The sequence below is a fragment of the Streptomyces sp. NPDC056738 genome (genome assembly GCF_042790435.1).
In the GTDB taxonomy this organism is placed as follows: domain Bacteria; phylum Actinomycetota; class Actinomycetes; order Streptomycetales; family Streptomycetaceae; genus Streptomyces.
Map to the genome: position 1 here is coordinate 86,583 of NZ_JBHTZF010000020.1, position 17,830 is coordinate 104,412.

Here is a 17,830-nt window from a genome sequence, read left to right on the forward strand (position 1 = left end):
GGATCTCGCCGTACACCCCCCCCCCCCCCGCGCCGCGGGGCGAGGATCAGTCCTCGGGCAGCTCCACCGGCGCGATCTCGTCGTAGACGTCGCCGGGCCCGGGGTTGGTCGGGTCGGTCGTCCCGCCGAGCTGGTGCATGACGCCCCAGACCGCGTTCAGCGCGGTCTGGACGGCGCCCTCGGCCCAGCCGGCCGTCCAGGAGATGTCGTCGCCCGCGAGGAAGATGCCCCGCTTGTCCTCGGGCAGCGTGTCCTGCATGAAGTGCGTGAACAGGCGGCGCTGGTAGCGGTAGTGACCCGGCAGGTTGGCCTTGAACGCGCCCATGAAGTAGGGCTCGTTCTCCCAGGACACGGTCACCGGGTTGCCGATGATGTGCTTCCTGATGTCGACCTTCGGGTAGATCTCGCCGAGCGACTTCAGCATGACCTCCATGCGCTCGCTCGCGGACAGCGGCAGCCACTTGAGGCTGTCGTCGCACCACGTGTACGAGAGGCAGATGACGGCGGGCTTGTCCGGGCCGTCGTCGAGGAGGTAGGTGCCGCGCGTCATCCGGTCGGTGAGCGTCATCGACATGACGTCACGGCCGGTCTCCTCGTCCTTGTCCAGCCAGAACGGCCGGTCGACGGGCACGAAGAGCTTGCTCGACTCCATGTAGTGCGTGCGCTCGATCGCCGTCCAGTGGTCGATCGGGAAGAGCGAGTCGTCGCAGGCGACCTTGGAGAGCAGCATCCAGGACTGGGCGGTGAAGATGGCCGCCTTGTAGGTGCGGATGTCGCCGTTCGCGTCCGTCACGGTGATGCCGTTGCCCGCGGTGCGGTTCAGCCGGGTGACGGCCGGACGCGGGGCGCCGTCGTGCAGGGTCGACAGCGAGGTGCCGTACGCCCAGTGGACGATCTTCTCCGGCTCGCGCTCCCACAGACGCAGCGGGAGCTGCTGGGAGCCGCCGACGATGCCGCGGTGGTGGTCGTCGGCCTCGGTGTAGACGACCCGCAGGATCTCCAGGATGGAGTTCGGGAAGTCGGTGTCCCAGCCGCCGGTGCCGAAGCCGACCTGGCCGAAGATCTCGCGGTGCCGGAAGGACTTGAAGGACTCCGAGTCGCACAGGAAGCCGTAGAAGGTCTGGTTGTCGAGCTTCTCGACGAGCTTCGACCAGATCTCGCGGATGCGCGGGACGTCGCGCTCGCGCATGGCCTGGTTCATGTCGGAGAAGTCGGCGCCGTCCTCCAGGCACGCGTTCCAGGCGTTCATGACGTCGCGGTAGACCTGCGGGAGGTCGTCGACGGACGTCGCGTAGTGCGACTCGCCCTTGAGGTCGACGACCGTCGAGGGCGTCGACTCGGCGAGCGGGTTGGGGAACGGGGTGGTCCGGAGGCCGACCAGGTCGATGTAGTGCTGGAGGGCGGTGGAGGAGGGCGGGAAGCGCATCGCGCCCATCTCGGCGGTCAGCGAGGGGTCGCAGCCCTCGAAGCCGACCGTGCGCAGCCGGCCGCCGATCTCGTCGGCCTCGTACACGACGGGCTTGAGACCCATCTTCATCAGTTCGTACGCGGCCACGATGCCGGACAGTCCGCCGCCGATCACCGCGATCTCGGTGCCGTGCTCGGTCGCGGGTATCTGCCCGAGGCCCGCGGGGTGCGCGAGGAAGTCGTCGTAGGCGTAGGGGAAGTCCGGGCCGAACATGGTGATCGGCGGCTGCTGCACGTCGGCGTGCTGGACGGCGTTGGGCACGGTGGACGTCATGGGGTACGGACTCCTTGCGCGAAGGCTGGTGAGGGGAGGGCTTGTCGGACCGGCCGGGGGCGGGCCGGGGCGGAGGATCAGACGAGGGACCCGTAGAGGCCGGGGCGGCGGTCCTTCAGATACGGGTTCGTCTCGCGCGAGGCGGCCAGGAGGACCGGGTCGGCGTCGGCCACGACCAGTTCCTCGCCCCGGCCCGCGCGCACCCGGGCGATGCCGTCGGGGCCGGCCAGGGTGGACAGTCCGACGAACTCGAACTCCCCTTCCGGACCGGTGCGGTTGACGTAGGCGACGTACATCTGGTTCTCGAAGGCGCGCACCGGGACGACGGACTCGGCGACGAACTGGAACGGGTGCATCTGCGCCGTCGGCACGAGCAGCAGGTCGGTGCCGGCGAGGGCGTGCGCGCGGACGTTCTCCGGGAACTCGACGTCGTAGCAGATCATGAGGCCGACCCGCAGGCCGTCCAGGTCCGCCTGGACGACGGACTGCTCGCCGGGCGTGAAGTGCTCGTGCTCGAAGCAGCCGAAGAGGTGGGTCTTGCGGTAGTTGGCGAGCCGGGTGCCCTCCGCGGAGATGAGCTGCACGGAGTTGAAGACCGGCCCCCCGGCGTCGGTCCCGGGGGCCTCGCGCTCGGGGTAGCCGTAGGCCACGGCGACACCGTGCCGGGTGGCGATCTCGGCCACCGCGTCGGCGGAGTCGCCGTCGGCGGGCTCGGCGAGGCGCGCTATGTCGTCGCCGATGGCGTAGCCGGTCAGGAACATCTCCGACGTCACGATCAGCCCGGCGCCCGCGGCGGCGGCACGGCCCGCGGCCTCGTCGAGGACCTTGAGGTTCTCGACGACCGAGCCGGGGCGGCCGGAGCTCTGGAGCAGGGCTGTGCGCATGCGGGTTCTCCACCGGTACGAGGGGGTTCGGGGGGTCAGATAGACGGTACGGTCGGCCGGCTCGGGGGGACAAGAAGGACCTGTTGCGCGCCACCGAACGATTCGTTGCGTGCCCCCCGCCTCCGGCGGCGATTCGTTGCGCACCTCGACGCGCCCCCGAGGTCAAGGCCCCGAAGGTCCCGAGCGCCTGGAGACGCAGGTCACAGGCGGGATCGGTCCCGGCGCGCGCCGACGCGGCCCCCGCCGGGCCCGGCCTGGCCGCGGACTGCCCCGCTCCGGCCCGGGTCGGCGGCCCGGGGTCTCCCGTGGCCGGGGTCCCCGGCGGCGGACCGCGCGTCACAGGTCGCGCAGTCGCTCCACGATCTCGCGCAGCAGTTCCGGGTCGGCCGCGGGCGCTCCGTCCGGCGGACGGTAGGGCTCGTCGATGCTCAGCAGACCGGCCTCGGCCAGGTCGCCGAGCAGGACCCGTACGACGGTCAGCGGCAGGTCGGCGTCCGCGGCGAGCTCGACGACCGGCCGGGGGCCGCGGCGGGCCAGGTCGAGCAGCGCCGCCGCCGCGTGGTCGACCCCGGGCTGCCCGGCGCCCGTCTCCAGGACCGTGACCCGCGACATCAGATCGATGACGTGCCGGTCCGAGGGCCGGGTGCGGCCCCCGGTGACGGTGTAGGGCCGCACCATCGGCCCGGTCTCGTCCTCGTACCAGTGCTCGTCGGTCACGGCCGGGTCAGCGGCCCGCGGGGTCGGCCGCCGAACGAACGGCGGCGGCCATGTGGCGGCCGACGCGGCGGACGAGCAGTTCCATCTCGTGGGCGAGCTGACCGACGTCCGTCTGCACCTCGCTGAGCACGGCGAGCCGGCTCCCGTCACCCGCCGGGGTGATGAAGAGGTAGGCGTCGTCCAGCATCACCATGGTCTGGCGGACCCCGCCCGCGGCGAAGCGGTCGCCGACCGAGAGGGCGAGGCTGTGGAAGCCCGAGCAGACCGCGGCGAGGTGCTCGATGTCCCGTCTGCGCATGCCGTCCGAGCAGCTCAGCGGGAGGCCGTCGGCGGTGAGCAGCACGGCCTGGCGGACGTGGTCGGTCCGGGCCACGAGATCGTCGAGCAGCCATCCGAGATCGGTGCCGGGCCGTTCGTCGGCGTCCTCGGACCCGAGGTGGCCGACCGCCGGATCCTGGTGCCGGGCCGGAGCGGTCCGGGCGGGCTGCTCTGGGAGCTGGTCAGGGCGCATCGTCGGCGTCCGTCCCTTCCTCGGTGTCGGTTCTCTGGGCGGGGCCGGACGGCGCGGAGCCGGGCTCGCCGGTCCCCGGCCGGGTGGGCAGGCCCTTGCGGCCTCGGTCGAGGCCGCGCTGGAAGGCTCCGAAGACCGCGCGCATCTCCTCCGGCGTGATCTCGCGTTCCGGTGTCCCGTCGGCCGCCGGTGCCGCGGTGCGCAGCTCCGGGGCGAGGGCCCGCTGACGGACCCGGGTGGGCAGCCCGGGGGGTTCCGGAGCCGGTTCACCGGGCGGTACGGAGCCGTCCTCCCGCTCCTCGGACGCCGTGCGCTGCGCCGGGAGGACCGCGGTGGCGGTGCGCGTGGGAAGCGCCGCCGGCGCCGGGCCCGGCGCCGGACGATCGGTGTCCACGGGTGCGAGCACGCTCTCCGGGAGCAGCACCACGGCCGTCGTGCCGCCGTACGGGGAGCGGCACAGCGTGACCTTGATGCCGTGCCGTGCGGCGAGCCGGCCCACCACGTACAGCCCGAGCCTGTCGTGCCGGGTCGGGTCGAAGTCCTCCGGTGTGGTCAGGGTGCGGTGGGCCTCGTCGATCTGGTCGGGCGCGAGACCGAGACCCCGGTCGTCGATCTCCAGGACGAACCCGCTCTCGGCCCGCCCGGTGCGCAGGGTGACCTGGGTGCGGGGCGGTGAGAACACCGTGGCGTTCTCGACGAGTTCGGCGATCAGGTGCACGACGTCGGCGACGGCGTCCGCCGCGACACCCACCTCGGGCATCGGGGGGACCACGACGCGGGTGTAGTGCTCGATCTCGCTCACCGCGGAGGACACCACCTCGGCGACGGGCACCGGCCGTCGCCAACGGCGGCCCGGGGCGGAGCCGGAGAGGATGATGAGGCTTTCGGCGTGGCGCCGCATGCGGGTGGTGAGGTGGTCGATCCGGAACAGGTCGTCCAGGACGTCGGGGTCGTCCGTACGGCGTTCCAGCGTGTCGACGAGCTTGAGCTGGCGGTGGACGAGCGCCTGGTTGCGGCGGGCGATGTTCAGGAGGACCGCGAACAGCCCGCGGCGCAGGGTGGCCTGCTTGACGGCGGCCTCGACGGCGGCGAGCCGGGCGGTGTTGAAGGACCGGCCGACCTGGCCGATCTCGTCGGCCACCGCCTCGACGTCCGCGAGCGGGGGCGCCTCGGCCGCCGCGTCGACCTCCTCACCCGCGCTCAACCGTGCCATGACCTGCGGCAGTTGGCGATTGGTCAGCAGGTCGGCGGCGTCGCGCAGCGACTCCAGACGGCGTGAGATGCGCCGGGCTCCGCGCACCGCGAGCCAGAGGGACAGGGCGACGGCGGCCAGTCCCAGCACGCCGACGATCGCGGCCTTGGCGAACTCCCGGTAGGCGAAGGCCTTTCCGCGGGCCGCGGAGTTGATCGCGGACTGGGTGCACAGCCGCATGTACCGCTTGACGGCACGGTCGGTGGTGGTGCGCCAGGAGCCGGCCGCGACGGCCTCGCCGGCCCGGTGGGCGCCCGCGCGCAGCAGGGCGTCCTCGTCCCGGGTCAGCTCCTGGTGGAGGCCGTCGCGCTGGAAGGTCTCGAAGAGGGCACGCGAGTCGGCCGGCAGGTCGGGGACGTAGGTCTGCTCGAAGACCCGGCGGTCCTCGATGGTCGCGGTGAGGGTGTCGTACTGGCGGTCGGTGAGCGTTCCGGCGGCCCGTGCCCCGGCGACGAGCGCGTCCTCGCGCGAGACGAACTCCCGTACCCGCACCAGTTCGACGACGACCTGCGCCTCACGGGCGAGCTGTCCCGCCTGGAGCGCGGTGAGCGCGGACTCGACGTCGAAGCCCGGTTCGACCAGGGCGCTGTATTCGGCCACGGCCCGGTCCCAGGTGACGTGGTGCGCCAGTACCCGGCCGCGCAGTCCCTCCAGCCGGTCGACGGAGTCGAGCATGGTGTCGAGCGCGTGCCGCTGGCCGCCGGAGAGCAGGCCGCGGTCCCCGTCGCGGACCGCCGCGCGCAGGGCGGTCACGGCGCGGTCGGTGCGGCGTTCCTGGGCCAGCAGGTCGACGCCCGGCTGCGTCCCGTGCCGCGAGCCGAGGTACGCGGCGGCGAGGCGCCGTTCGATCTGGATCTGGCCGACCGCCGTGTCGACGGGGGTGCCGAAGCCTTCGTAGACGTCCTGGAGGCGGACGAGGGCGCGCAGTTCGCCGGTGACCGACACCATGGCGAAGCTCCACAGGGTCATCAGGGCGATCACGGGAGCGATCGAGAGCGCCACGATCCGCGAACGGACCGTGGGCGTACGGCCGATGGGCCAGCGCATGGTCTCCCCAGGGCGACAGGACGGTCGGATGGCCGGGTGACGTTTGGTAACCCATCGGCTGTTACTCGCTGGTAGCGATCGCGGCTCAAAGTAATGGATGGCCCGCCCGGACCGCAATGGCCCGGACTGACTCAACGTTCAACTAGTGACCCGCTCCGTCCCCGGTCCCGCGACCGTCCTCGCCGGGCAGGGCGAACACGGTGACGACCGCCGCGTGGTCGGAGGGCCAGTCGTTGCCCGCCACATCCGGCCAGGCCCGGGGGGTTCCGGCGACCAGCGTGCGGGAGTCGAGGACCGTCAGACCCCGGTGCAGGACGAAGTCGATCCGGTCCTGCGGCTCCGGGCGCCCGCTGCCGTCCTCGTGCTCGGTGTGGACGGGCGACCAGGTGTGTCCCGGGTCCCGGACCGGGTCGGGGTGCGCCTCCCGGTAGGAGTCGCGCAGGCCCGCCTCCTCGGTGGCCCGTGTCACCGGCCAGGCGACGTCCGGCCAGTCCAGGTGCGAGGGCACGTTGAAGTCGCCGGTCAGGACGACCGGCACGGACGCGTCGCCGGTGTCGGCGACGCGCCGCAGGATCTCCCGCATCCGGGCGAGCCGGCCGCTCTCGTGCGCGATCAGTGCGGCCGCGGGAAGGCCGTCGAAACGGGCCTCGTAGGGACCGTAGGGGTCGCAGTCGAGGTGGACGCTCCAGACGTCCACCCGCCGGCCGCCGGGCAGTTCGATCCGGACCCCGGCTCCCCCGTAGAAGCCGACGTCGGGGTCGCCGAGCGCGGCGGTGATCGGGTGGCGGCTGATGACGCCGAGGTTGTCGCCGGCCCGGTGGTGGTACCAGCCGAGGGCCTCGGCGAGTTCGCGCGCCGCGTCCCCGCACGTCTCCTGGAGGCCGACCACGTCCGCCCCGGTCTCCGTGATGACCTTGAGCTGCTTCTCGCGGTACCCGTCGACCCGGGTGCCGCCGAACCAGAGGTTCCAGCTCATCACCCGCAGCTCGCCCGGGGCGACCATGGCCCGCAGCCGGGCCGGGGAGACCTCCTCCAGGCTGCCGAGCACGGTGCGGCCGGCGGCGGGCGCGATCGGCGCGAGGGAGGGCACCGCGAGGACGGCGCAGCCCGCCGCCTCGGCCGAGGTGACGCCGGTCTGGGTGTCCTCGACGGCGACACAGGCGGCGGGGTCGACCCCCAGGGCGCGGCAGGCGGCGAGGTAGGGGTCGGGGGCGGGCTTGGTGCGCCCGGTGTCGTCGGCGGTGACGGAGACGGCGAAGCGTCCGGCGCCGAGCGCCTCCAGCACGGTGTCGGCGACCGCCCGCGGGGAGGCGGTCACCAGAGCCGTGGGCACACCCTCACGGGCGAGCGCGTCGAGCAGTTCCCTCGCTCCGGGGCGCGGCACGATGCCCGTACGGACCCGGTCGGCGAACTGCCGGTGCAGTTCGCTTGCGGTCTCCTCCCCCGCTGCGCCGGTGACCCCGGCCAGCCAGGCGGCGGTGTGCTCGACGGGCCGGCCGAGGACATGCGGCTGATCGGCCCCCGTCAGGACGTGCCCGAGCCCGCCGGCCACCTCCTCCACCGCCTCCCACCAGAGCCGCTCGGTGTCCACGAGCGTGCCGTCCATGTCGAACAGAACGGCTTGGAGGGAGGACCGGGCGGTGGTGCGATGGGTCACGGTGATCTCTTTCTCGGGTGGGGGGATCGAGCTTCCAGCCCCTCCGGCCACTTTCGCGGACGCAGGGCAGAGTTCAGCCCCTCGGGCTGCTTCCCCGGTGCGGGGCAGGATCCAGCCCCTCGGGCTGCTTCTCCGGTGCGGGGCAAGATCCAGCCCCTCCGGCGTTCGAGGAGCGGGGTCTGGGGCGGAGCCCCAGGAAGGGACGGGCAGGGGCGGAGGGGGCGATCGTCGCTTGTGGGGCCCGAGCGGGCACCCGCGGTTCGGGCGGCGCCGGACGCCTCGGTCCGGACGCGTCTCAGTCGCGACGCGCGGCGACCAGAACGGGCCGGTCCGGGAGGGTGACCGTCACGGCGGCGCCGGACGCGAGCGCCGCGGCCTCGTGCGTGGCCAGGTCGGCCTTGACCTCGGTGCCGTCGGCGAGCCGCACGGTCACCCGCGTGGCCGCCCCGAGGAACGCGGTGGCGACGACCCGGGCGTCCCCCGAGGCGTCGGCGCTCACCCGGACCGCCTCCGGCCGCACCAGCACGTCCACCGCCCCCGGGGCGGGCGCGTCCCCGTCCACCGGCAGCCGCCGGCCGAGGACGTCGACCCCGTCGCCGCGAAGAGTCCCGGGGATCCGGCTCATCGTGCCCACGAACTCGGCGACGAAGGCGGTGGCGGGACGCCCGTACAGCTCGGCGGGCGACGCGCACTGCTCCAGCCGCCCGGCCCGCATCACCGCGACCCGGTCCGCCATGGACAAGGCCTCTTCCTGGTCGTGGGTCACGAACAGGGTGGTGATGCCGAGTTCGAGCTGGAGCCGGCGGATCTCCTCGCGCAGCGACAGCCGCACCTTGGCGTCCAGCGCCGACAGCGGCTCGTCGAGCAGCAGGACGCGCGGCCGCAGCGCGAGCGCGCGGGCCAGCGCGACCCGCTGCTGCTGGCCGCCGGAGAGCTGGTGCGGGAACCGCTCTCCCTTGTCCCCGAGGCCCACGAGGTCGAGCAACTCGGCCGCACGGGAGCGGCGTTCGGCCGTGCGCACCTTGCGCATCCGCAGTCCGAAGGCCACGTTGTCCAGCGCGCTGAGATGCGGGAAGAGGCTGTACGACTGGAAGACCATCCCGGCGTCGCGGCGGTGCGCCGGGACCCGGGTGATGTCCTGGCCGTCGACCAGCACCTCGCCGGAGTCGGGGTGTTCGAAGCCGGCGAGCATCCGCAGCGCGGTGGTCTTGCCGCAGCCGGAGGGCCCGAGCAGGGCGAGCAGTTCACCGGGCCGGACGGTGAGGTCGAGGCCGTCGAGAGCGACGGTCGGACCGAACTCCCGCCTGAGTCCGCGGAATTCGACGGTGGCGGCCTTGTCGAGCGTGGCGACGGTCATGTTCATCCCCGGGAGGCGGAAGCGGTACGGGAGCGGCCGCCGAGGACGGCGAGCGCGAGAAGGAGTGCCCAGGTGAGGAACAGGCTGAGCACGGAGACGGCGACGGACATCTGGGCCTGCGAGCCGCCGACGCTGTAGATCCACACGGCGAACGGCTGGTAGCCGAGCAGGCTCGCGACCGTGAACTCACCTAGCACCAGGGCCAGGGTGAGGAAGGAGGCGTTGAGCAGCGCGCCGCGCAGATTGGGCAGCACCGCCCGCACGAGCGCCTGCGGCATGCTCGCGCCGCAGCTCCGGGCGGCCTCGACGAGGGTGCGCACGTCCATGGCGCGCAGTCCCGCGTCCAGGGCCCGGTACACGAACGGCAGCGCCATCACGACGTACGCGAGGACGAGGACGACGGGAAAGCCCGGGTCCTGGATCGCCACGAAGGTCTGGAACAGCGGGGTGCGCGAGAGGTGTTCGGGCCCCCACTTGAGGACGGTGGAGATGCCGGCGACGAACGCGATCGGCGGCACGACGAGGGGCAGGGAGCACACCACCTCCACCACGGGCCGCAGCCGGGGCGAGCCGAGCCGCAGCGCGACCATGGCGGGCACCATCAGGAGCAGCACGACGGCGATGGTCGCGGCGGCGAGTTCCAGCGAGAGCAGCAGGCTGGGGACGAAGCCGTCGGCGGACACGATCGAGGTGTAGGCGTCGAGGGTGACGCCCTGTCCCGGCACGTCGACCGTGAAGACCACGGAGGCGGCCAGGGGCACCAGGAAGTACAGCGCGGCGAGGGCGAGGACCACCCAGCGCCACGGGTTCAGGCGAGCCATCGCGCGCTCCGTCGTTGCAGGGGCAGGTACACGGCCATGACCAGACCCGCGATGAGGACCATGTCGAGGCTGAGGGCGAGTGCCACGTTCTCCTGGCCGACCAGCACGTTGCCGGAGATGGCGTCGGCGATCTGCAGGGTGACCAGCGGCACCGCGCTGCCCACCATGGCGGCGGCCGTGGCGTACGCGGCGAAGGCGCTGCCGAAGAGGAGCACGAGCCCGCCGAGGAGCGAGGGCGCGAGGACCGGCAGGGCCACGTGCCTCCAGTACTGCGCCGAGGTCGCGCCGTTGTTCCGTGCCGCCTCGCGCCACTGGGAGCGCAGGCCGTCGAGGGCGGGCGTGATGGTGAGGACCATGAGCGGGATCAGGAAGTACAGGTAGACGACGACCAGGCCCCAGAAGCTGTAGAGGTTCCAGCCATGTTCGGTGAGGTTCAGGCGGCTCGTGAGTACACCGGAGTTGCCGAGGGTGGCGACGAAGGCGAAGGCGAGCGGGACGCCGCCGAAGTTGGCGAGGACGCCGGAGGCGGTGAGCACGGCCTCGCGCAGCGCGCGGAAGCGAGAGGTCACCACGGCCTGCGCGAGCGGCAGTCCGAGCAGGGTCGCGAGTCCGGCGGAGACGGCGGACAGTTTGACGCTGCCCACGAGCGCGGTCAGGTAGGCGCCCTGGAACGAGCCGGTCAGGTTCGCCGTGGTGTACGAAGTGGCGCCGGTGGCCTGGTCCTTGACGGTGAAGGCGCCGTTCAGCATGGCGAGCGCGGGGACGCCGAAGGAGATCGCCACGAAGGCGAGCAGCGGGAGGACGGCGAGCGGGCCGGTGGCGCGGCGCCGCCGCTGCCCGGGGGCAGCGGCGGTCGTCACGTCGGCCGGGGCCTCGGTGAGAGCGGTGGTCATCCGGAGACGGCCTTGCCCCAGCCCTGGGCGAGCACGGTCTTGGCCTTGCTCTGCTGGTCCTCGGTCGGGAAGCTCGGGGTGCCCGAGACGGCGGGGAGCTTGGCGGCGGCGGTCTTGTCGAGCGTGCCGGCCTTGTCCATCGCGGTCATCAGGGCCGGGCGGGCGTATCCCTTGAGCCACAGGTTCTGGCCCTCGGCGCTGTAGAGGTACTCCTGCCACAGGCGGGCGGCCGCGGGGTGCGGGGCGTCCTTGTTGATGGCCTGGGAGTAGTACTGGGCGTACTGGCCGTCGGAGGGGATGGCGACCTTCCAGTCGAGGCCCTTGGCCTTGAACTCGTCGGCGTATCCGGCGTTGAGGTAGTCCCAGTCGATGCTGATGGGCGTCTCGCCCTTCTCGACGGTGGCCGGGGTCGACTCGACGGGCGTGTAGTTGCCGTTCTTCTTCAGCTCGGCGAAGAAGTCGAGGCCGGGCTGGATGTCGTCGAAGGAGCCGCCGTTCGCCAGCGCGGCCGCGTACACGCCGCCGAACGCCGAGCCGGACTTGGTGGGGTTGCCGTTGAGCGCGACCTGGCCCTTGTACTGCGGCTTGAGCAGGTCCTTGAAGGTCGTCGGGCACTCCTTGACCTTCTTGGCGTCGCAGCCGATCGAGATGTAGCCGCCGTAGTCGTTGAACCAGCGGCCCGCGGTGTCCTTCTGGCCCTCGGGGAGGTCACCGAAGGCGGCGACCTTGTACGGGGCGAGCAGGCCCTGCTGGGCCGCGCTCAGCGCGAAGGAGCTGCCGAGGTCGAGGACGTCGGGGGCGCGGTCCTGGCCCTTGCGCGAGGTGACGGCGTTGATCTCGTCCTGGCTGGAGCCGTCGGGGGTCTCGACCTGGATCTTGATGCCGTACTTCTTGGTGAAGCCGTCGATGAGCGCGCCGTAGTTGGCCCAGTCGCGGGGAAGGGCGATCGCGTGCAGCGTGCCCTCCTTCTTCGCGGCCTTGGTGAGGGCGTCGAGACCGCCGAAGTCCGCGGCGGAGGTCGCGGTGGCCGCGCTCTTGCCGTCGGCGGTGGTCGCCTTGTCGTCGGGAGCGGCGCCGCAGGCGCTCAGGGTGAGCGCAGCGGCGACGGCGAGGCCGCCGGTGAGGAGGGCGGTCCTCGGCAGGAACACGGTCACGGTCTCTCCAGGGTGACGCACGAGGGTGGGATGAGCGGAGAACTTGTCTGAACAAGTTGGCCTCAGTAGGCCCGCCGATGGTGTCCTGTTCGTGAACGTCGGTGAAACCGCGACCCCCTATTCCCTGCACAATTCCAGCCGGGGCGGATCACCGTCCGCTGTCGATTAGGCTGATCAGGCTGTGCACAGCGGTTGAACCAGAGGGGAAGAATGACGGCGCGACACGAGGAGATCGCCGAGGAGCTGCGGCGGGCGATCGACCGCGAGGAGTACACCGTGGGCAGTCTGCTGCCGGCGGAGACCGACCTCGCGGCCCACTACGGCGTCTCGCGCGGCACGGTCCGCCAGGCCGTCGCGGCCCTGACCGCCGAGGGGCTCATCGGGTCGCGCCAGGGCGCCCGGCGCGTGGTCCTCGCCGGCCGTCGCAGCCAGAGCTTCGCCGAATTGCGCAGCTTCGCCCAGTGGGCGCGGGCGATGGGGCGCGAGGCCACGGGCCACGTGGTGGCGCAGGAGTACCGCCCGGCGACCGCGGAGGACGCCGTGCGCCTCCAACTCCCCGAGAAGACAGCGGTGTTGCACGTGCTGCGGGTGCGCGGCCTGGACGGCGAACCGGTGCTCGTCGAACGCACGGTGTACGCGGACTGGATCTCCCCCGCCGTCGCGGCGATCGAACCGGACTGCCCCTCCGTCACCCAGCGGCTCCTGGAGGACACCGGTCTGGTCTTCGCGTACGGCGAGCACGTCATCGACGCCGTCGCGGCGAGCGCCCAGGACGCCGACCTCCTCGGCGTCCGCCGCACCAGCCCCCTGCTGCGTGTCCGCCGGGTCACCACCACCCGCGAGGGCCGCCCGGTGGAATGGTCCGACGACCGCTACCGCTCGGACGCGGTGAGCTTCAGCGTCCACAACTCGATCGGCAACAACGCCCTGGCGAGAAAGACGGCGGAATGACCAACGCCGGCCAGGGGAGCGCCCGTCAGGGCCACGGGGGGCGCCCGTAAGGGGCGCGGGGAACTGCGCGCCCGGCCACACACCGCCCGCGCCCACCGACGGCGAGAACCCCACCCCCGGCGGGCGTGAGAGCAGTTGTGGGGACGCCGACTACGTGGGTGACCCCGAGGAGAACCTCCGCAGCAGCGGCGAAAGCACCAGAACGGACTTCGTCCGTTCCACGAACGGCTCCCCCGCGATCCGTTCGAGCACCCGCTCGAAGTGCCGCATGTCGGAGGCGAACACCTGGACCACCGCGTCCGCCTCCCCGGTGACGGTGGAGGCGGCCACGACCTCCTGATACCGCTCCAGACCTCGCTGGATGGTCTCGGGAGAGGTGTTCCGGCGGCAGTAGATCTCGACGAACCCCTCGGTCTCCCAGCCGAGCGCCGCCGGGTCCACCCGTACGGTGAACCCGGTGATGGCCCCGGTGGCCCGCAGCCGGTCGACCCGCCGCTTCACGGCGGGCGCGGACAGGCCGACCAGTTGCCCGATGTCCGCGTAGGAGCGGCGGGCGTCCTCGGCGAGGGCGTGCACGATGCGTTCGTCGAGATCGTTCAGCACTGCGGGTGGTTCACTTTTCTGCGAGGGGTTCCTGAGACGGTTCCGCTACGGGTCCTACGGCTGCTCGGCGACGGCTTCCGCTGTCGCCATCCGGGACTTGCGGTAGCCGTAACTGAAGTAGAACACGAGCCCGACGGCCATCCAGACGCCGAAGACCACCCAGGTGACGGCCGAGAGACTGGCCATCATCCACACGCACAGCAGGAAGCCGATCGCGGGCAGCACCGGCGCGAGCGGAACCCGGAAAGTACGGCGCATGGCCGGGCGCGTCCGGCGCAGCACCACGACGGCGACGTTCACCAGCGCGAACGCGAACAGCGTGCCGATGCTGGTGGCGTCGGCGAGCTGGCCGAGCGGGATCGCGGCGGCGAGGACACCGCAGAACAGCGAGACGATGACCGTGTTCGCGCGGGGCGTGCCGGTCTTCGGGTGGACCCGGGCGAACACCTTGGGCACCAGACCGTCCCGGGCCATGGCGAACAGGATGCGCGTCTGGCCGTACAGCACGGTCAGCACGACACTGGCGATGGCGATGACGGCGCAGGCCGCCAGCAGGGTGCCCCAGAAGGTCTGCCCGGTGACGTCCTTCATGATCTCGGCGAGCGCGGCCTCCGAGTCGCCGAACTGCCGCCAGGGCTTCGCGCCGACGGCGACGGCGGCGACGAGGACGTACAGGGCGGTCACGATGACCAGCGAGAGCATGATCGCGCGCGGCAGGTCGCGCTGCGGGTCCTTGGCCTCCTCACCGGCGGTGGAGGCGGCGTCGAAGCCGATGTAGGAGAAGAACAGGGTGGCGCCGGCGGCGCTGACGCCCGCCATGCCGAGCGGCATGAAGTGCTCGTAGTTGCCGGAGCGCAGACCCTGGACGCCGATCGCGCAGAACAGCACCAGCGCGGCGATCTTCACGGCCACCATGATCGTGTTGGCGCGCGCCGACTCGCGGGCTCCGCCGAGCAGGAACGCCATCGCGAGCAGGACGACGATCAGCGCGGGCAGGTTGAAGATGCCGCCGTCGCCGGGCGGCGCGGAGAGGGCGTCCGGGATGGTGACGCCGATGGTGCCGTCGAGCAGCTCGTTCAGGTACTCGCCCCAGCCGACCGCGACGGCCGCGACCGAGACGCCGTACTCCAGGACCAGACACCAGCCGCAGATCCAGGCGATCAGCTCGCCCATCGTGGCGTACGTGTACGAGTACGAGGATCCGGCGACCGGGATCGTGCCGGCGAGCTCCGCGTAGGAGAGGGCGGAGAAGAGGGCCGTGAGACCCGCGATGACGAAGGACAGGGTGACCGCGGGTCCGGCCTTGGGGACGGCCTCGCCGAGGACCACGAAGATGCCGGTGCCGAGCGTGGCACCGATGCTGATCATGGTGAGCTGCCACATTCCGAGGGAGCGCCGCAGCGAGCCGCCCTCGCCGTGTCCGCCCTCCTGCACCAGGCGTTCCACCGGCTTGCGGCGCATGAGGCGCGCGCCGAGACCCGCGGCGGGCGGGGCGGACGTGGGTGGGGACTGCGGGGGTGCGCCTTGATCGAGCACGCGCTGGCTCCTTCATCGCTGCCGGTCGAAGAGGACGGGAACCGGCGGCACCCCTGACAGCCGGGACCCGCCGAGCGGGGTTCCCGCCACGCCTGTGTACAGCGCCCGACCCTATGAGTTCGGGCTTCCCGGGCGTAATGCAGCAACCTTGCGCATCTCCGCAAGATCGTTGCGTTCATCCCATCCCGGCGCGTGTTCGTTGCGCGGGCCTTTTCGATGGTTGCGCGAGGCGACTTCCGGCCGGGAACGGGGGCCCTCCCACGCGTACGGCCCCCGCTCCCGGCAGGGGAGCGGGGGCCGTACGGGAAGGGCGGTGGATCAGCTCCAGCTCGCGTGCAGCGGCTTGCCCTCGGCGTAGCCGGCGGCGCTCTGGATGCCCACGATCGCGTTCTGCGCGAACTCCTCCAGGGAGTTGGCGCCCGCGTAGGTGCAGGAGGAACGGACGCCCGCGATGATCGAGTCGATCAGGTCCTCGACGCCCGGACGGGACGGGTCGAGGAACATCCGCGAGGTGGAGATGCCCTCCTCGAACAGCGCCTTGCGGGCCCGGTCGTACGCGGACTCCTCGCTGGTGCGGTTCTTGACGGCCCGCGCGGACGCCATGCCGAACGACTCCTTGTACAGACGTCCGCTCGCGTCCTGGTGCAGGTCGCCCGGGGACTCGTACGTGCCCGCGAACCAGGAGCCGATCATGACGTTGGACGCGCCGGCGGCCAGCGCCATCGCGACGTCACGGGGGTGGCGGACACCGCCGTCGGCCCACACGTGCTTGCCGTACTTCTTGGCCTCGGCCGCGCACTCCATGACGGCGGAGAACTGCGGCCGGCCGACGCCGGTCATCATGCGGGTCGTGCACATGGCACCGGGGCCCACGCCGACCTTGATGATGTCGGCGCCCGCGTCGATCAGGTCCTTGACGCCCTCGGCGGCGACGATGTTGCCTGCGACGATCGGCACCCGCGGGTCCAGCGCGCGCACGGTCCTGACGGCGCTGATCATCGACTCCTGGTGGCCGTGCGCCGTGTCGATGACGAGCGTGTCGACGCCCGCGTCCAGCAGTTGCTTGGCCTTGCCCTCCACGTCGCCGTTGATGCCGACGGCGGCGGCGATGCGCAGCCGGCCGTTCGCGTCGGTGGCGGGCGAGTACAGCGTGGCGCGCAGGGCGCCCTTGCGGGTCAGGATGCCGGCCAGCTTGCCGTCCGCGTCCACGGCGGGGGCGTAGCGGCGGTTGGCGGCGTCGAGCCGGTTGAACGCCTCACGCGGCTCGATGTCCGCGTCGAGGAGCAGCAGGTCCTTGGACATGACCTCGGAGAGCTGGCTGAAGCGGTCCACGCCGGTGAGGTCGGTGTCGGTCACCACGCCGACGGGGCGGCCGTCCTCGTCGACGACGACGCCCGCGTTGTGCGCGCGCTTGGGCAGCAGCGACAGCGCGTCGGCGACGGTCTGGTGGGGCGCGAGGACGATCGGGGTGTCGAGCACCAGGTGGCGCCCCTTGACCCAGGAGACGACCTCGGTGATCACCTCGATCGGAATGTCCTGCGGAATGACGACAAGGCCACCGCGGCGGGCGACGGTCTCGGCCATCCGGCGGCCGGCGATCGCCGTCATGTTGGCGACGACGAGCGGGATCGTGGTGCCGGTGCCGTCCGGAGAGGTGAGGTCCACCGCCTGACGCGAGCCGACGGCCGAGCGGCTGGGCACCATGAAGACGTCGTCGTACGTCAGGTCGTACGGGGGCTGGATGTCGTTGAGGAAACGCACGTGCTGCACATCCCAGTCGATCAGAGGTGGCCCCCGGACAGGTCAGCCAGGGGGAAGAGCACGTACTTCATTGTCCCATGTCGGCCGGCACGAGGTCCCCAGGCGGATCATCCAGGCTGGTCAGGGGGCAATTGGTCGGATCCTCCAAGGGAGAGGACGACCGAGAGCGCCGCGTCGGCCTCCTGGTAGTAGCCGCTGGCCGTCGCCAGGACCGCCTGCACGGTCTCCCACTCGTCGGGCCGGGTCCGCGCGTAGGGGCGCCAGCCGGTCACCACGATGAGTCTGCCCGGAGTGGCCGGTCCCCAGTCGGGGTCGCCCAGGAGGTCGCCGAGCGCGTCCCAGTTCCGTCCGAACCACTCCGGCAGGTCGAGGGCGCGGACACAGCGCTCCATGAAGGCGCTCTTGTCGAGCACCCCGGTGAGGTCGAGTTCGGTGACCTGCCACCCGGCCGAACGGCACACCACCGCGAGCGGACCGTGCGTCATCTCAGAACCGCCTTGAAGGAGTTGTAGTGATCGTCGGTGTAGAAGATCTCCCCGCCCCGCCCGGTGACGATGCGCCGGGCCCCCCGGTCGCTCTCCCCCGGGGTCGGCACCGTGTACTCGTGGTAGTAGCCCCGGGCGTGCCCGGGCAGTTCGCGCTCGAAGTTGCCGAAGACGGTGCCGTCCTTGGCGTACGGGAAGGGACCGCCCCGGTCGATGCGGGCGAGGGTGGACCGTGCCTCGGCGGGCAGCGCGGCCACGGAGACGGCCGGCAGACCGCCGGCCCAGGACGGGGCCCGCCCGGAACGGCTCACGGCGGTGGCCGCCGAGTCGCCTGGACCGGCCCCGCCCGTCGCCGAGCAGCCCGTCAGCAGGACGGTCAGACAGACCAGCAGTCCCGCGAACAGGCGGACCGTGAACGCCCGAGGGGGCGACCGCAGCAGCATGACGTCGATGCTGCCAC

Annotated in this window: 16 protein-coding genes; 1 reads left to right on the forward strand and 15 read right to left on the reverse strand. The window is 72.1% G+C overall.

The features are described from left to right. Nucleotides 1-46: 46 nt before the first annotated feature. From ACFRIC_RS37010 to ACFRIC_RS37055, 10 genes are all read right to left on the reverse strand, one after another. Nucleotides 47-1,741, reverse strand: coding sequence for a flavin monoamine oxidase family protein (locus ACFRIC_RS37010; protein WP_382795616.1), 1,695 nt, complete (start codon nucleotides 1,739-1,741; stop codon nucleotides 47-49). Nucleotides 1,742-1,818: 77 nt separating this feature from the next. Then, nucleotides 1,819-2,625 (reverse strand): carbon-nitrogen hydrolase family protein, encoded by an 807-nt coding sequence (locus tag ACFRIC_RS37015; RefSeq protein WP_382795619.1) that lies wholly within the window; start codon nucleotides 2,623-2,625, stop codon nucleotides 1,819-1,821. Nucleotides 2,626-2,961: 336 nt separating this feature from the next. Further along, the gene (locus ACFRIC_RS37020; protein ID WP_382795621.1) at nucleotides 2,962-3,342 is read right to left on the reverse strand and encodes a DUF742 domain-containing protein; all 381 of its coding nucleotides are present in this window, start codon (nucleotides 3,340-3,342) and stop codon (nucleotides 2,962-2,964) included. Between the two features lie 7 nt (nucleotides 3,343-3,349). Further along, the gene (locus tag ACFRIC_RS37025; protein ID WP_382795624.1) at nucleotides 3,350-3,853 is read right to left on the reverse strand and encodes a roadblock/LC7 domain-containing protein; all 504 of its coding nucleotides are present in this window, start codon (nucleotides 3,851-3,853) and stop codon (nucleotides 3,350-3,352) included. After that, on the reverse strand, nucleotides 3,843-6,152 hold the full coding sequence (locus tag ACFRIC_RS37030; RefSeq protein WP_382795627.1) for a nitrate- and nitrite sensing domain-containing protein: 2,310 nt from the start codon (nucleotides 6,150-6,152) through the stop codon (nucleotides 3,843-3,845). Before ACFRIC_RS37030 ends, ACFRIC_RS37025 begins: the two co-directional genes overlap by 11 nt. A gap of 142 nt (nucleotides 6,153-6,294) precedes the next feature. Continuing rightward, entirely contained in the window at nucleotides 6,295-7,815 is a 1,521-nt protein-coding gene (locus ACFRIC_RS37035) for an HAD-IA family hydrolase (protein WP_382795713.1), read from the reverse strand. Between the two features lie 289 nt (nucleotides 7,816-8,104). Continuing rightward, nucleotides 8,105-9,166, reverse strand: a complete 1,062-nt coding sequence (locus ACFRIC_RS37040) for an ABC transporter ATP-binding protein (protein WP_382795630.1) — start codon at nucleotides 9,164-9,166, stop codon at nucleotides 8,105-8,107. Nucleotides 9,167-9,168: 2 nt separating this feature from the next. Continuing rightward, nucleotides 9,169-9,987: an ABC transporter permease gene (locus ACFRIC_RS37045; protein ID WP_382795633.1), complete on the reverse strand. Its 819-nt coding sequence runs from the start codon at nucleotides 9,985-9,987 to the stop codon at nucleotides 9,169-9,171. Next, on the reverse strand, nucleotides 9,975-10,880 hold the full coding sequence (locus tag ACFRIC_RS37050) for an ABC transporter permease (protein ID WP_382795636.1): 906 nt from the start codon (nucleotides 10,878-10,880) through the stop codon (nucleotides 9,975-9,977). The genes ACFRIC_RS37045 and ACFRIC_RS37050 overlap by 13 nt, the downstream gene beginning before the upstream one ends. Further along, a complete protein-coding gene (locus tag ACFRIC_RS37055) occupies nucleotides 10,877-12,034 on the reverse strand; it encodes an ABC transporter substrate-binding protein (RefSeq protein ID WP_382795639.1) in 1,158 nt (385 codons plus the stop codon). Before ACFRIC_RS37055 ends, ACFRIC_RS37050 begins: the two co-directional genes overlap by 4 nt. A gap of 210 nt (nucleotides 12,035-12,244) precedes the next feature. On the opposite strand from ACFRIC_RS37055, the gene ACFRIC_RS37060 reads away from it, so the two are divergent. Beyond that, entirely contained in the window at nucleotides 12,245-12,985 is a 741-nt protein-coding gene (locus ACFRIC_RS37060; RefSeq protein WP_382795642.1) for a GntR family transcriptional regulator, read from the forward strand. Nucleotides 12,986-13,135: 150 nt separating this feature from the next. On the opposite strand, the gene ACFRIC_RS37065 is transcribed toward ACFRIC_RS37060, so the two are convergent. From ACFRIC_RS37065 to ACFRIC_RS37085, 5 genes are all read right to left on the reverse strand, one after another. Then, a complete protein-coding gene (locus tag ACFRIC_RS37065; protein ID WP_015661832.1) occupies nucleotides 13,136-13,588 on the reverse strand; it encodes an Lrp/AsnC family transcriptional regulator in 453 nt (150 codons plus the stop codon). A gap of 54 nt (nucleotides 13,589-13,642) precedes the next feature. After that, nucleotides 13,643-15,124: an amino acid permease gene (locus ACFRIC_RS37070; RefSeq protein ID WP_382795646.1), complete on the reverse strand. Its 1,482-nt coding sequence runs from the start codon at nucleotides 15,122-15,124 to the stop codon at nucleotides 13,643-13,645. A 318-nt stretch (nucleotides 15,125-15,442) separates the two neighbouring features. Beyond that, nucleotides 15,443-16,885, reverse strand: coding sequence for a GuaB1 family IMP dehydrogenase-related protein (locus tag ACFRIC_RS37075; RefSeq protein ID WP_382795716.1), 1,443 nt, complete (start codon nucleotides 16,883-16,885; stop codon nucleotides 15,443-15,445). 107 nt (nucleotides 16,886-16,992) lie between these two features. After that, nucleotides 16,993-17,370: a barstar family protein gene (locus ACFRIC_RS37080; protein WP_382795649.1), complete on the reverse strand. Its 378-nt coding sequence runs from the start codon at nucleotides 17,368-17,370 to the stop codon at nucleotides 16,993-16,995. After that, on the reverse strand, nucleotides 17,367-17,813 hold the full coding sequence (locus ACFRIC_RS37085; protein ID WP_382795652.1) for a ribonuclease domain-containing protein: 447 nt from the start codon (nucleotides 17,811-17,813) through the stop codon (nucleotides 17,367-17,369). Before ACFRIC_RS37085 ends, ACFRIC_RS37080 begins: the two co-directional genes overlap by 4 nt. Between the last annotated feature and the right edge of the window lie 17 nt (nucleotides 17,814-17,830).

Bases quoted from the DNA above. Each gene is read 5' to 3' on its own strand.
- ACFRIC_RS37010 (WP_382795616.1), bottom strand. From the start codon at position 1,741: ATGACGTCCACCGTGCCCAACGCCGTCCAGCACGCCGACGTGCAGCAG.
- ACFRIC_RS37015 (WP_382795619.1), bottom strand. From the start codon at position 2,625: ATGCGCACAGCCCTGCTCCAGAGCTCCGGCCGCCCCGGCTCGGTCGTC.
- ACFRIC_RS37025 (WP_382795624.1), bottom strand. From the start codon at position 3,853: ATGCGCCCTGACCAGCTCCCAGAGCAGCCCGCCCGGACCGCTCCGGCC.
- ACFRIC_RS37030 (WP_382795627.1), bottom strand. From the start codon at position 6,152: ATGCGCTGGCCCATCGGCCGTACGCCCACGGTCCGTTCGCGGATCGTG.
- ACFRIC_RS37040 (WP_382795630.1), bottom strand. From the start codon at position 9,166: ATGACCGTCGCCACGCTCGACAAGGCCGCCACCGTCGAATTCCGCGGA.
- ACFRIC_RS37045 (WP_382795633.1), bottom strand. From the start codon at position 9,987: ATGGCTCGCCTGAACCCGTGGCGCTGGGTGGTCCTCGCCCTCGCCGCG.
- ACFRIC_RS37050 (WP_382795636.1), bottom strand. From the start codon at position 10,880: ATGACCACCGCTCTCACCGAGGCCCCGGCCGACGTGACGACCGCCGCT.
- ACFRIC_RS37060 (WP_382795642.1), top strand. From the start codon at position 12,245: ATGACGGCGCGACACGAGGAGATCGCCGAGGAGCTGCGGCGGGCGATC.
- ACFRIC_RS37080 (WP_382795649.1), bottom strand. From the start codon at position 17,370: ATGACGCACGGTCCGCTCGCGGTGGTGTGCCGTTCGGCCGGGTGGCAG.
- ACFRIC_RS37085 (WP_382795652.1), bottom strand. From the start codon at position 17,813: ATGCTGCTGCGGTCGCCCCCTCGGGCGTTCACGGTCCGCCTGTTCGCG.